The sequence below is a fragment of the Acrocarpospora pleiomorpha genome (assembly GCF_009687885.1).
Taxonomy (GTDB): Bacteria; Actinomycetota; Actinomycetes; order Streptosporangiales; family Streptosporangiaceae; genus Acrocarpospora; species Acrocarpospora pleiomorpha.
Map to the genome: position 1 here is coordinate 78,325 of NZ_BLAF01000030.1, position 13,273 is coordinate 91,597.

The 13,273-nt window shown below is 65.8% G+C and carries 16 protein-coding genes; 1 reads left to right on the plus strand and 15 read right to left on the minus strand.

The window, feature by feature from the left end:
• The 10 genes from Aple_RS26060 to Aple_RS26105 all read right to left on the minus strand — a co-directional run bounded on the left by Aple_RS26060 (position 1) and on the right by Aple_RS26105 (position 8,468).
• Positions 1-618 (minus strand): response regulator, encoded by a 618-nt coding sequence (locus Aple_RS26060; RefSeq protein WP_155347335.1) that lies wholly within the window; start codon positions 616-618, stop codon positions 1-3.
• Positions 615-1,841, minus strand: coding sequence for a sensor histidine kinase (locus Aple_RS26065; RefSeq protein WP_155347336.1), 1,227 nt, complete (start codon positions 1,839-1,841; stop codon positions 615-617). The genes Aple_RS26060 and Aple_RS26065 overlap by 4 nt, the downstream gene beginning before the upstream one ends.
• Positions 1,799-2,638 (minus strand): ABC transporter permease, encoded by an 840-nt coding sequence (locus Aple_RS26070; protein WP_155347337.1) that lies wholly within the window; start codon positions 2,636-2,638, stop codon positions 1,799-1,801. The genes Aple_RS26065 and Aple_RS26070 overlap by 43 nt, the downstream gene beginning before the upstream one ends.
• Positions 2,635-3,465: an ABC transporter ATP-binding protein gene (locus Aple_RS26075; protein WP_155347338.1), complete on the minus strand. Its 831-nt coding sequence runs from the start codon at positions 3,463-3,465 to the stop codon at positions 2,635-2,637. The genes Aple_RS26070 and Aple_RS26075 overlap by 4 nt, the downstream gene beginning before the upstream one ends.
• Positions 3,466-3,561: 96 nt before the next feature.
• Positions 3,562-4,662, minus strand: a complete 1,101-nt coding sequence (locus Aple_RS26080) for a HigA family addiction module antitoxin (RefSeq protein WP_155347339.1) — start codon at positions 4,660-4,662, stop codon at positions 3,562-3,564.
• Between the two features lie 25 nt (positions 4,663-4,687).
• Positions 4,688-5,014, minus strand: coding sequence for a type II toxin-antitoxin system RelE/ParE family toxin (locus Aple_RS26085; RefSeq protein ID WP_170321662.1), 327 nt, complete (start codon positions 5,012-5,014; stop codon positions 4,688-4,690).
• Between the two features lie 195 nt (positions 5,015-5,209).
• Positions 5,210-5,965 carry an SDR family NAD(P)-dependent oxidoreductase gene (locus Aple_RS26090; protein WP_155347341.1) on the minus strand — a complete coding sequence of 252 codons (756 nt, stop codon included), beginning with the start codon at positions 5,963-5,965 and terminating at the stop codon, positions 5,210-5,212.
• A complete protein-coding gene (locus tag Aple_RS26095; protein ID WP_155347342.1) occupies positions 5,966-6,667 on the minus strand; it encodes an alpha/beta hydrolase in 702 nt (233 codons plus the stop codon).
• Between the two features lie 9 nt (positions 6,668-6,676).
• The gene (locus Aple_RS26100) at positions 6,677-6,967 is read right to left on the minus strand and encodes an Rv1322 family protein (RefSeq protein WP_155347343.1); all 291 of its coding nucleotides are present in this window, start codon (positions 6,965-6,967) and stop codon (positions 6,677-6,679) included.
• A 34-nt stretch (positions 6,968-7,001) separates the two neighbouring features.
• Positions 7,002-8,468 carry a 3-hydroxyacyl-CoA dehydrogenase family protein gene (locus tag Aple_RS26105; protein WP_246264778.1) on the minus strand — a complete coding sequence of 489 codons (1,467 nt, stop codon included), beginning with the start codon at positions 8,466-8,468 and terminating at the stop codon, positions 7,002-7,004.
• Positions 8,469-8,548: 80 nt separating this feature from the next.
• On the opposite strand from Aple_RS26105, the gene nucS reads away from it, so the two are divergent.
• Positions 8,549-9,211 carry an endonuclease NucS gene (gene nucS, locus Aple_RS26110; RefSeq protein WP_155347344.1) on the plus strand — a complete coding sequence of 221 codons (663 nt, stop codon included), beginning with the start codon at positions 8,549-8,551 and terminating at the stop codon, positions 9,209-9,211.
• A 175-nt stretch (positions 9,212-9,386) separates the two neighbouring features.
• Here the strand turns inward: nucS and Aple_RS26115 are convergent, their stop codons facing one another.
• The 5 genes from Aple_RS26115 to Aple_RS26135 form a co-directional block, all read right to left on the minus strand.
• Positions 9,387-9,899, minus strand: coding sequence for an SRPBCC family protein (locus Aple_RS26115; protein WP_246264779.1), 513 nt, complete (start codon positions 9,897-9,899; stop codon positions 9,387-9,389).
• Positions 9,877-10,446 carry a MarR family winged helix-turn-helix transcriptional regulator gene (locus tag Aple_RS26120; RefSeq protein ID WP_155347345.1) on the minus strand — a complete coding sequence of 190 codons (570 nt, stop codon included), beginning with the start codon at positions 10,444-10,446 and terminating at the stop codon, positions 9,877-9,879. Before Aple_RS26120 ends, Aple_RS26115 begins: the two co-directional genes overlap by 23 nt.
• Positions 10,447-10,561: 115 nt before the next feature.
• Positions 10,562-11,104 carry an HAD domain-containing protein gene (locus tag Aple_RS26125; RefSeq protein ID WP_155347346.1) on the minus strand — a complete coding sequence of 181 codons (543 nt, stop codon included), beginning with the start codon at positions 11,102-11,104 and terminating at the stop codon, positions 10,562-10,564.
• 80 nt (positions 11,105-11,184) lie between these two features.
• Positions 11,185-11,628: a hypothetical protein gene (locus tag Aple_RS26130; RefSeq protein ID WP_218038510.1), complete on the minus strand. Its 444-nt coding sequence runs from the start codon at positions 11,626-11,628 to the stop codon at positions 11,185-11,187.
• 31 nt (positions 11,629-11,659) lie between these two features.
• Complete coding sequence (locus tag Aple_RS26135; protein ID WP_155347347.1) at positions 11,660-12,418, minus strand: alpha/beta fold hydrolase; 759 nt, start codon at positions 12,416-12,418, stop codon at positions 11,660-11,662.
• Between the last annotated feature and the right edge of the window lie 855 nt (positions 12,419-13,273).

Here is a 13,273-nt window from a genome sequence, read left to right on the forward strand (position 1 = left end):
TCACAACAGGCCGCGCCCCAGCGCCGTGGTCACGGCGGCGGTCCGGTCCGAGACGCCGAGTTTGCCGAAGACGCGGAGCAGGTGCGTCTTGACCGTGGTCTCGCTGATGAACAGCTCGCGGCCGATCTCGGCGTTGGTCAGCCCCCGGGCCACCAGGGAGAGCACCTCGGTTTCGCGCGGGGACAGCGAGTCCGCCACCGGCGCGCGCAGCCGGGTCACCAGCTTGGTGGCGACCGACGGGGACAGGACGGTTTCGCCGCGGGCGGCTGCGGAGATGGCGCTGAGGAGGTCGGCGCGGGAGGTGTCCTTGAGCAGGTAACCGGCAGCGCCCGCTTCCACGGCGCGAACGATGTCCTGATCGCTCTCGTAGGTTGTCAGCACGATCACCCGCGCTCCGGGGCGATCGGCCAGCATCCGGGTGATAGCGCTGACGCCGTCGCCGCCGGGCATGCGCAGGTCCATCAGGGTCACATCGGGCTGGAGCTCGCGGGCCCGGACCACCGCCTCGTCGCCCGACCCTGCCTCCCCGGCGACGGTGATTCCCGGGTCGGCGTCGAGCATGCCGCGCAGGCCCTCCCGCACCACCGGGTGGTCGTCGACGATCATCACGCGGATCATATGGTCACCTGGAGCGAGGTGCCCCGGCCGGGGGAACTGGTCACGGTGAGGGTGCCGCCTTGCTGTTCGATCCGGGCGCGCATGCCGCGCAAGCCGTACCCGGATGAGGTGCTGGGGTCGAAGCCGGCGCCGTCGTCCTCGACGAGGAGGGTGACGTCGGCGGTGCAGTACCGCATGGCCAGCCGCACGGAGGAGGCGGCGGCGTGCCTGCGGACGTTGGTGAGGGCTTCCTGGGCGGCGCGGAGCAGGACCACCTCGGTGCTGGGCGGGAGCGGGCGGGATTCGCCGTCGATGGTGCAGGCGACGGTGACGCCGCCCTCCTCGCAGAGGCGGGTCGACAGGCGGCGCAGGGCGTCGTCGAGGGTGGAGCCGTCGAGGGGAGCGGGGTCCAGCGCCGCGATCAGGGCGCGCGCCTCGGCCAGATTCTCCCGCGCGGTCGCTGCGGCGAGCCCCAGGTGCCGGGACGGATCCGGCTGCGCCTGGGCGGCCTGGATGAGCATGATGATGCTGGTGAACCCCTGAGCCAGGGTGTCATGGATCTCCCCGGCCAGGCGTTCCCGTTCGGCCAGCGCGCCGCTCTCGGCCGACAACCGGGCCACCTCCGCTCGGCTGGCCTCCAGCTCTTTGATCAGATTGGCCCGATCCCGGCTCTGGTGGATGATCCGCGAGATCCACGGCCCGAACACGAGCGCGTAGGTGATCGCGATGAGCGTGGTCCCGGTGAATATCACCATCTCGCCGACCCCCCGGCCCGGCTCTGTGACGAAGTGCAACGCGGGGGCCAGGTTGAGGAAGAGGATCGCGGCCACCGCGCGCCGGCCGCTGAGCAGCATGAACACCTGCGGGCAGAGCGCGAACAGGCCGAACGTGGCCGCGGACACCAGCAGTGACGCGGGGACGAAGATCACCACGACCAGTGCGATGTACCACATGGCCCGGAGGCTGTTGTCCTCGTCCTCCATGATCGCCGAGCGGCCGAGCAGCAGGTACCCGGCCGCGCACGCCACCATGAGTCCGACCGTGGCCGACCGGGTCAGGACCGAATGGCCGTCGTCGACGATCACGAAGACGGTGGAGACGGTCCAGGTCAGCGCGAACAGGATCTCCCAGCCTCGGAAGGACTGCCACGCGTTGGCCTCCTGCGGGATCTCGTCCCGCCGCCGGCCGTCGAAGGCCCGGTTCATCCGTCCCTGCGGCCCTTCCATCTGAACGTCATCAGGCACAGCACCAAGCCTCCGATGACCCAGGCTCCCAGAACCAGGGCAACCCTGCCTAGCTCGTACGAACCGGTCAGCTCCAGCCGCGCGCCCTCCTCGCCCAGGAAGACCGAGCGCAGGCCCTGGCACATCCACTTGAGCGGGAACACCGAGGAGATGTTGATCAGCCATGGCGGCAGCTCGGTGAACGGGATGTAGACGCCGGAGATGAACTGCAGCACCACGAACGGCATCGAGATCACGGCCGCCGCGCTCTTGGCCGAGCGGGGGATGCTGCTGGCCGCGATGCCGAGCAGCGCCGCCCCGGCCAGGCCGAGCACGAGCACCCAGGTCAGGGTGATCCAGGGGGAGACCTCGGTGGGGAGCTCCAGGCCGTACATGAGGACGCCGATGGCCAGCAGGATGAGCACTTCCAGCAGGGCGATCACCAGCGAGCTGAGCATCTTGCCGACGAAGTACGCGCTGCGCGGCATGGGCGTGCCCGCCAGGCGTTTGAGGGTGCCGTCCTCCCGGTCGATGGCGATGCCGATGCCGAGGTTCTGGAAGGCGGCCCCCATCACGCCCGCGCCGATCAGACCGGCCGTGTAGACCTGGGAGACGGTGATGCCGGTGCCTTTGAACTGGTCGGAGAAGATCGACCCGAACAGCACCAGCAGGATGATCGGGAAGGAGAACGTGAAGATGACGGCGTCCTTCTCGCGGAAGAACATCCGGGTCTCCACCGCCGCCCGGGACAGGCCGAGGGCGAGCGCGGAGGGCAGGGGGGCGGTGGTGGTCGCCTTCTCGGCGGCGGTCGTCGTCATTCGGGGGCCTCGATCAGCGTCAGGTAGATGTCCTCAAGGGTGGGGCGGGTGACGGCCAGGCCGGGGACCTCGCCGTCGTAGCGGCGGGACAGCTCCAGCACCGTCCGGGTCGGCGTGTCGGTCTCGACCAGGCCGTCGGCCCAGGTCACCTTGGCCTTCGCGGTGGCCCGGCCGCCGAGCGTGGCCGGGTCGCCCGCAGCCACGATCCGCCCCCGCGCGATCACGGCCACCCGCTTGGCCAGCGCCTCGGCCTCGTCCAGGTAGTGGGTGGTGAGCAGGATCGTGGTGCCCTCGGCGGCCAGGCCCTTGATCAGGTCCCAGAACTGGCGGCGTGCCTCAGGGTCGAAGCCGGTCGTCGGCTCGTCCAGGAACAGTAACTCCGGGTTGCCGATCACGCCGAGCGCCACGTCCACCCGGCGCCGCTGGCCGCCGGAGAGCTTCCTGATCCGGACGTCGGCCTTCTCGGTCAGGCCGACCTTGGCGATGACCTCCTCCGGGTCGCGCGCCATCGGGTAGTAGGCCGCGAAGTGGCGGATCGTCTCGCGCACCGTCAGCTCGGCCGCGTCGTTGGCGGTCTGCAGGACGATGCCGAGCTTGGCCCGCCACTCCCGCGTGGGCTTCTGCGGATCGACGCCGAGCACGCGAACCTCGCCCGCGTCCCGCGTCCGGTAGCCCTCCAAGATCTCGACGGTGGTCGACTTGCCGGCCCCGTTGGGGCCGAGGATGGCGAAGACCTCCCCCTTCTTGATCTCCAGGTCCAGCCCTCCGACGGCCTGCACGTCGCCGTAGCGTTTGGTGAGCCCCCGTACATGTATCGCTGTTGTCATGGCTCCAGCGTCGGGCCTGTACGCCTCCCGCGGCACCATCGGCCGACCGACCCGATTGTCCTCCTTCCGGAGGACATCACCTACCCCGGAACCAGATCACTCTTCGAAGTCCGCGACATCGATCTTGCGCTTGAACTTTTGCCCGACCCGATAGGGAAGAATGTCTTTCCGGTGCAATTGGCCGATCACGATGCTTGGCGCGATGCCAAGCTCGGCGGCAAAGGCCTGTGCTTTGGCCAGCGTGCGCAGATCTGGAAGGCGCTTCGCATCTTCTGGGGGGATCAATATATCCATCGCGAACTGGTTGGCCTGCAGTTCCCGTGGATCCTCGATCGCGTGACCGTCCTCAATCCACACATCCGAGCGGCCATGCTTGAGAACATGGGCGATCTCATGGAAGAAGGTGAACCAGAACTGATCGTCGCACTTGTGTCGTCCGCTGAGCAGGACCATCGCCTTATCAGGGGATATCCACTTTGTTGCTCCACTCGCCCGTGCGCCCTTGATCTCGGGGATCATCACCACGGCGACACCATGGCGACTACAGATGTCGCGCATGATGGGAAAGAATACTTTTGGCGGCTGCAGGGTAAGCTGCCGGAGCCGGTCCAAAGATTCTTGGAGACCGTGCTTGTCGAAAGGTTGACATACTTTATCGTATGCCGCCAGTTCGCCCATGCGTAGCCAGGCAGCGACCGCTCCGGGATTTGCCTCGTAAGCCTTGGCCTTACGGAATCGGACCGCTGGCTTTTCGTAGATTTCCCGGTAAGTGGAGACATGTGCGACTCCGAAGAATGCCAGAAGTTGTTGAACTCGGCTGATCTTGTCCTTCGGCTGCTCTGGCAGGGCCCCTCGGCTCTGAAGTTCCCGCACCGGCATCTCCGCGAGCCACGACGTCAGTTCAGCGAGATCTTCTCGCTGCCTCAGACGCCGCTGGGTGCTCTGGTAGTCGGCCTCAAGGCGGTTCCACATCCGAGCGGACAGTCCGGTGACGAGCTCGAGTCGAAGTGCGACCTCTGAGCTGAGCGGGACAAGCCCCTGAATCAGCTGATTGACGTGCTTCGGAGTGAGATCGAGTCGGGTGGCGAGTTGACGCTGGCTCATGCCGAGATCATCGAGGAACTCACGGATGGTCTCGCCCGGGGGCACCGCGTAGTCAGGCTCGGTTGTCGGGTAGGACTCTAGGTCGTCGGCCATGGTTGTCGCTCCTCTCCACTCTCCGTCAGCCTTCGTGATAGTCAGTGATGTCAATGACGAGGATGCAAACCCCGACGGTGATGTCGGGACGATCTTGTTCCTCGGAGTTCTCCAGGCGAAATATCAGACGCATGCCTCCATCGAGGCGAAGCGCGTAGCAGTCGCTGTAGTCACCCTTGAGCGGGTGACATCGTCCGGGTCCGTTCATGATGTCGTCGAGCGTCTCCGCAGCGCGGAGCGCGCTGAGCCGGATCTTGATCTTCCTCGCACAGACATCGCCAAATTTGGCTCGAAGTGCCCTGTCGGAGGCAACTAGGTCACGGAGGCGTGGATCGACATATCTCACCTCCAAACGCCCATCCTCCACTCTTAAGTATTAACCAACTTGGTAAACGCCGCCATCGCGTAATGGGCAGCACTGTGTCACGGTCCCTTCATGATCGTGAATGATTGATGGAAAGAGGTCTCAATCTCGTTGGTCACGGTCGTTCCAGAAGCAGGCAAGCCACACGAGCACGTTGAAGCGAGGGACCAGAGGTCAGATCGATCACTGCGTGGTCGTGAGGCCGCCGTCCACGTAGAGCACCTGGCCGGTCATGTACACCGCGGCCGGGCTCGCCAGGAACACCGCCGGGGCGGCCATCTCGTCGGGGGTGCCCCAGCGACCCATCGGAACCGACGCCGTCGTGGTGTCGTTGGGGTTCTGCCAGAGGGCGCGGTTGAGGTCGGTGGCCGTCCAGCCGGGACACAGGCAGTTCACCCGTACGCCGCGAGAAGCCCATTCCAGGGCGAGTGACTTGGTCAGCGCGACCACGCCGGCTTTGGCGGCGGCGTACGCGGCGAGGAAGGGCGCGCCCTTGGCGGCGACCGAGGCGACGTTGATCAGCGTGCCGCTGCCGCGCTCCAGCAGGTGCCCCGCGACCGCGTGGCTGACCGCCATGGCGGAGTCGAGGTTGAGCCGGATGAGCTTGTCCCAGCCGGACAGCCGCAGATCCTTGAACTCGACGATGAAGTTGGATCCCCCGGCGTTGTTGACCACGATGTCGAGGCGCCCGAGCGCGTCGATGCCCGCCTGCACGGCGGCGGGAATGGAATCCCGGTCCATGACGTCGCACGGGATGACCGCGGCCTGGCGGCCGAACGCCTCGACCTCCTTGGCGACCTCGGTCAGCGTCTCCGCGGAGCGCGCGACGAGCGCCACGTCGGCCCCCGCCTCCGCGTACGCGAGCGCGATGGCCCGCCCGATGCCGCGCGAGGCTCCGGTAACGAACGCCTTCTGCCCGGAAAGATCAAATGCCGTCATTTATACCTCTGTGGGAAGGGGAAGGGCTTCGGGGTTGACGCGCTTGACGATCTCGGTGAGCACAATACGGACATACGGCTCGCCGACCCACAGGTGCTTCGCGCCCTCAACGCCGACAACCTCGGCCTGGGGAACCCGGGCGAAACGTTTGGTGGCTTCCTCCGGTCGCAGGTAGTCGTCGAATTCGGGGACCAGCGCGGTCAGCGGGCGGCCGAAGGCGGCCCAGGCGTCCAGGTCCTCGTCGGTGGCGCGCTTCAGCGGGGGAGAGAGCAGGATCGCGCCGTCGACGAGAGGGTCGCGGCCCCATCTGAGCGCCAGCTCGGTCCCGAACGACCAGCCCAGCAGCCACGGATGCGGCAAATCATGAAATTCGGCATATTCCAGGGCGGCGGCCACGTCCAGGCGCTCGCCGACGCCGTCCTCGAACACGCCGTCGGAGGTGCCACGCTCCGAGGTCGTGCCCCGGGTGTTGAAACGGAGCACGGCCAGGTCGGCCAGCGCCGGCAGACGGTAGGACGCTTTGCGCATGACGTGGCTGTCCATCATGCCGCCGTGCGTGGGCAGCGGATGCAGGCAGATCAGCGTGGCGACCGGGTCGTTGTGGGGGAGCGCCAGCTCTCCCACCAGAGTCAGGCCGTCGCCCGTCTGCAGCTCGATGTTCTCCCGTTTCGCCGGAAGCACCGTGGACGCCCTGATCTCCATGAGTTCCTTTCAGTACCTGCTGCGGCCCGGTCCTCGTTTGATCCGGTTTCGCCAGCAGGCCGTGTGCCAGTGCCGCCGCTCGCCCTCGCCGCCGGACCAGTTGGGCCAGCTGACCAGATGCGCCATCCCTACCCGGATCTCCTGATCGCAGCCCGGGCACCGGTAGACCTTATCGGCCGCGCCGCCGACGATCCGCCGCACCTGCCACTCACCGTCCGGCCACTCCTCGACCTCGCCGATGCCGAACCGCCCGACGAATCCGAGATCCTGATCCCGCCGTTTGGCCCGGCGCGGGCTCATCTCTCCTCCACACCATCGAGCGTATTCCCATTTTTCACTGTTTGACGTCTTTCATTCCCGCCGCGACCAGCCGCTCCAGCAGCGGCGCAGGCGCGAACGACGGCTCCCGGTATTCGGCGTAAAGCGCCCGCAACCCATCCCGTACGGTCTCCAGACCGAACGCCTCAAGCATCTCGAACGGCCCCAGCGGATACCCACAGCCCAGCTTCATCGCGGTATCCACGTCCGCGAAGGACGCGTACCCCGACTCGACCATCCGAACGGCATCATTCAGGTACGGCAACAGCAGCGCGTTCACCACCAGCCCCGCCCGATCCGCGCACGCCACCGGGGTGCGCCCCATCACCCGGATCAGGTCCTGGACCACCGTGGCGATCTCCGGCGCGGTCAGCACCGTGAGGACCACCTCGGCCACCTCCGCCCCGACCAGGCGCACGCCCACCACCCGTTCCGGATTCGGCAGCCGTACCGCGACATCGACCACCGGCGGAGCGGTCACAGCGAGCACCACATCGGCATCCTGGTGCCCGTCGGTCGTCTTGAAGCCCGCCGTGTCCAGCCGCTCCCGGAGCAGGTCCGCGTCCGGCCCGTCACCGACGAGCCCGATCGTCGTCACGGCCACCTTCGGCCCGGCGCCCGGGGGAGCGGTCGGCGTGGCCGTACGGGGATGGAAGCCCTGGCCGGATTTGCGGCCGTGCATTCCGGCGGTGACCAGCTCGCGCAGGAGCGGGGACGGGGCGTGGCGGCGATCCTTGGTCTCGTAGAAGAGCACCTCGCAGATCTCGTACGCGGTGTCCAACCCGATGAGGTCGAGCAGCTGGAACGGCCCCATCGGCAACCCCGCGCCCGCCCGCATCGCGGTGTCGATGGCGTCCCGGGAGGCGACGCCCTCCTCCAGCATCCGGGAGGCCTGGTTGAGATAACCGAGCAGCAGCCGGTTGGCCACGAACCCGGCCCGATCCCCGACGACGATCGGCGTCTTCCCCAGCCTGGTGGCCAGCTCGGCGATCTCCCCGCCCAGCCCGTCGTCGGTCAGCACGGTGGTGACCACTTCGACCAGTTTCATGACCGGCGCGGGATTGAAGAAGTGCATCCCGACGACCCGCCCAGGCCGGGAGGTGTTCGCCGCCATTGTCGTCACGGAAAGCGAGGAGGTATTGGTCGCCAGCACGGTCGACGGCTTGCAGATACGATCCAGATCCGCGAACAGCGCCCGCTTCAGCTCCATCACCTCGGGCACCGCCTCGATGACCAGATCCGCGTCGGCCAACTCCTCCCGATTGACGGTGAGCGAGATCCGCCCCAGAATCGCCGCCCGCTCCTCAGCCCCGAGCCGCCCCCGCTCGACCGCTTTCCCCGTGGACGATTCAAGATGCCCGCGCCCCCGGCTCACCGCACCCTCGTCGATGTCCACACCGATAACCCGCAACCCCGCCCGGGCGAACACTTCCGCGATTCCCGCGCCCATGATCCCCAGCCCGACAACCCCAACAGTCTCCACCGCACGCCCTCCTCGGTTACTCCTCAGTAGTCTCCCAGAGTGTCCTGGTACGGCCACGCGCGCGGGTAGGGTTGCGGGTCATGCGGCTGGTCATCGCGCGATGCAGCGTGGATTACGTGGGACGACTGACGGCTCATCTCCCGATGGCGCCCCGGCTTATCCTGATGAAGGCGGACGGCTCCGTGTCGATCCACTGCGACGACCGCGCCTTCAAGCCCTTGAACTGGATGAACCCGCCCTGCAAGGTCCGCGAGGAAGAGGGCCAGTGGACGGTCACCCAGGGCAAGACCGGTGAGAAACTCATCCTCACCATCGACGAGATCCTGCACGACTCCAGCCACGAACTCGGCGTTGACCCCGGCCTCCAGAAAGACGGCGTCGAAGCCCACCTGCAGGAATTACTCGCCGAACACATCACCACCCTGGGCGCCGGCTGGACCCTGGTCCGCCGCGAGTACATGACCGCCATCGGCCCGGTCGACATCCTCTGCCGCGACCACACCGGCGCCGCCGTCGCCATCGAAATCAAACGCCGCGGCGAAATAGACGGCGTCGAACAACTCACCCGCTACCTCGAACTCCTCAACCGCGACCCGTTACTGGCCCCGGTCCGCGGCATCTTCGCCGCCCAGGAAATCAAACCCCAGGCCCGCGTCCTGGCCACCGACCGCGGCATCGACTGCGTCACCCTCGACTACGCGGCATTGCGCGGCATCGAACCCGAGAACCCCACGCTGTTCTGATCGTCGACTTCCGGCCTGCACACAGGAGCGCTTCAATTCGGAGCTGGCCGAGAGAATGGATCGCCAGGCGGCCCGGCTTCCAGAACGGCTGCTGCCGAGTGTGTGTTCGGTGTGGTGACTTCCTCGGGTCCGGTGCTGATCGAGGTATTCGGGCGGCACGACGGCCGCCCCACCACTAAACGATTGCGGCATCTTCCAGCGTTCGTTTCATGTCCTGCGCTCCCCGTTCGACGCGAGCGCGGGTGTCGGTCGCCAGCGCATCCGGCAGCAGGTCGGTAATCCACACGAGCCGACTGCGGTCTGAACCTTCGGGAAAGACCTGGAACGAAGCGTGGTGGTGAGTGATGGGCGGTCGCGCTCCTTCGATCACGGCATAGGCGAGACGACGAGCCGTGTCGTCGACATCGACGATCAGTTCGCGGATGATTCTGCCATCGGGAAGAACGAGAATCCTGACGTGGCCTTCCAGGCGGGTGTCGACAACGCGGTCCGGCAGAAGGCGCACGTGCACCGCCCCCACATCGCGTATCGCCGCCCACACCTGCTCCGGCCGGGAATTGATCACGACTTCTGTGTGAATGGAAGCCATTCCGATCTCCTGTCCGAGTGCTTCATCGATGTCGTCGCGCCTGTCCAGGGAGCGGTGACCTGCATCAATGCCCGTACTACTGAAGGGCTCCCGCGCCATCGGCTTGCCTGAGGTACTCCGAGACCCGGTGCTGGTTATCGGCGAGCAGCAAGCACAGGTGCCGAAGCTGGGTCAGCTCGGCGGACGTGAAGCCCCGGAAGATCGCCGCCATGGCGGCCTGGGTGGGCCGGCGAAAGGCTTCGATCCACGCCTGCCCATCAGGCGTGATCCGCGCCAGAACCGAGCGCCGGTCACGCCGATCAGGAACCCGCTGCACCAGTCCATCACGTTCGAGCGTGTCGACCAGCCCGGTCACATTGCGGGAGCTCACCCCGGCTGACTGGGCCAACTCGCCGATACTGAGCCCGTCTTCGGCTCCGGCGCTCAAACGAATCAGCACGTCAAGCGCCCCCGAGCTCAGCCCACGCCCCTGGGCCCCGTGCGCACGCATGCGCTCGACGGCATGAAAGGCGGTGCGAACCGCAGTCGCGGCCTCAAGGGCAAGGGTGTCATCTCCCGCAGCGAACCGGGTCATAGCAGCCCTGGCCTGTGGGTCGAAGAGGGAACCATCAGGATCACGTTCGAATGATTTATGTACGTCCTTCATGATGAAGCACTACTTTAATACGTACTTCCCTAATTGTCGACGGCGGTTCCAGACGTCGGCTGTCCCGCAGCGACCGCAAGAGTCTGCCGATGGATCCCCGCCGTCTCGAACAGTTTCAACCCGCACCATGCGACGACCGCGTTCCGTGACCACGCAACCACTCATCCAGAGCAACGTAGTCAGCGTCGCCGAGACCCCGTCCGGGGTCGACACGATGAAGCAGGGCACGTCCTCGGTGGTGTACGGACACCCAGGCTCGATCTATGTCAGTGACCTCATCGTCAACCCAGGCGAACGAACGCCCTGCCGCCCAGTCGACGAGCGCCCGAGTCTTCCAGTGCATCCCCTCCCGCTCGTCCCGCTCATCAGCCTCGGACGGCTCCGGCCACATCACCACCGGCAACCGCGGCAGCCTGATCCGCGGCGCAATGCACTCATTCGCGTCGTCCATCCATGCCGTGGCCCAGACCAGATCGCACGGCAGCGCCACCAGCCGGGGCCCATGCGCGGGATTAATCCTGGCCAGCAGCGGATTCGAGTCAGCCTTCCGTGGTTCGCCTGTTCGATAAGTCGGATACTGCTGCGCTGCCGCGCCGAATGGAATGAGCGGTCCATCGACATCGAGGAAGAGCAGCGGACGCTGCGCAGAGTCGGTCACGGCTGCACGGTAGCTCCCAGACCCACTCGATGAGGAGCTCGCCCAACCACAGGAGTGGCTTCAGCCCTCGTGTGTGGTCCTCACACCGTCGGCTCGGTAGCGGCCAGGTTGTCGCTCATCGCGGTAAGGACCGTCAGGATCGATGCGACGACTTCGATCTCCATCGGACCGACCACTCGCAACAAGGCCAGTTCGGTCTGCCCAGGGAATCGCCGGACGATGGTGAACCCGTCAGGCCACGGGTGTGGTAATTCCGGAAGGTGGCGCACTGAGATCTCGTCGACGAAACAGGCCGCGGAGTCGGGAGGCTTGCTGATCGACAAGTGATACAGACCTTCCAACGAGATGGTGATATCGGGCCATTCCGGGCCTCGTCTGAGGCTGATCTCCAGCGCGTCGCGGTCATTGACGATGTCGAACGACATCCGATGAATGAAATAGCCCTCACACGACGCCAGCGCCGCGTTGGCATTACGGCACATGTTTTCAAAACGCGTGGCCGTCCCTGACATGGCTGGGTCCATACTTCTTTTCCTTTATCGGTACGAGAATGGGTCACAGTTTCGCGAGGAAGGCCGCCACCGCTTTGTTGAAGGCTTCAGGGGTTTCTATCGCCGACAGGTGACCGGCATTCGGCAGGACTTCGAGATGAGAGTCCGGAGCGGCTTCCGTCATGGCCTTGGCCTCGGTGAGTGGGGTCAACTCGTCCTCTTCGCCTACCAGGACCAGGGCGGGGATCTTCAGGGCGCGGAGAGTGTCGAAGGAGTCTGGCCGGGCGGCCATGGCTCGGAGCGCCCAAGCGACGGCGGCGGGCGGCGCCGCCTGCACCAGGCCACGGACACGGCCGAGAACCATGGCCCGATGGGTCAGCGTCGTGGGTCCCACCAGATTGGGGATCGTGTCGGTGAGATCACCCCCAGACAGCACACGCTGGGCGGTTCGTTCGCGATTGGCGGCGGCTTCGGGGGAGTCCGGTGCGGCCTTGGTGTCGGCCAGGACGACCGCTTGTACGCGATCCGGATGACGGCGGCAGAATGCCATGGCCACGTACCCACCCATGGACTGACCACCTATAACAGCACGCTCGATCCCTTCGCCATCGAGCAACTCGGCCACATCATCGGCCATCACATCCATGGACGGATCGTCATCCCCGAGCTGCGACCCACCGAACCCCCGCATATCCGGAGTGATCACCCGGCACCGGCTCGCCAGCCCTTCCCGCTGCCCCAACCACATAGCCGACGAAAACGGAAAAGCATGGAGGAGCACTACCGGAATACCCTGACCGGCCTCACGAAACGACAATCGCATCCACCCACGGTATCCTCTCCTGGCTACCCCAGGTCAACGGAACAATTCCGACGTCTGCTCACTCGTTCGATAGTCCTCGATCAGCTCGGTGAGCCTCAATTCCATGCCCGGCCAAAGACTCAAATATGTGGGAGAAGCCCTGCTGAGGGGCCACAGCTATCCGTGGTAAAGCCAGGTCTTCGAAAGTTATCGGGGAGCCCGAGGGCCCTGTGCATTAGCCCAACAGGCTCTCTGGCCTCGTGAACTTCGATGTGGGCAATCTTGTCTGCGGCTTACGCTGGCGGGCACCGCCGATCAAGTTCCTAGAGTCGGCATACCAGGCAGTGAGATTCGGCTCACCTCGCTTTGAGGGCTTGGGGTTGCCTTGCATGATGGAGTCAAACAGGTTCCGCCGCGCGTTTGTCCAGGGATACGGTTGCGTCGCTCCGACGTCACCGCACCTCCTGGATGGCGCACAGCGATGTTTCTCAAGCCGTAGGAGAACATCGCTATGTCCGGCATCGCGGCCATCCTGGCAGCCATCCCCACCTCCGTCCTCGTGGTGATCGTTGTGCTCCGCTGCGGCCCGGATGCCCTGCTGCGGTTGCTCGCCGGACTGGTTGCCCTCTTCTCCCGGAACGACGCTCGCCGACGGCGTGCCCTCGCCATCCTTCGACTCCTTCAACAAGGTCAACCGAAGATCGCAAACGCGTCTGATAAGGGATCCGGACCCAGCATTCGGGTCCCTTCGGAAGGAGCGAAGTGACCGGAGAGACAAGAGAAGGCACACAGGCTGGTTATGCGGCGGATCTTGTCGAGTTTCTGGGGGAGGGCCAGGACGATCGAGGAGTAGATGGTGCCGCAGCGTACACAGCG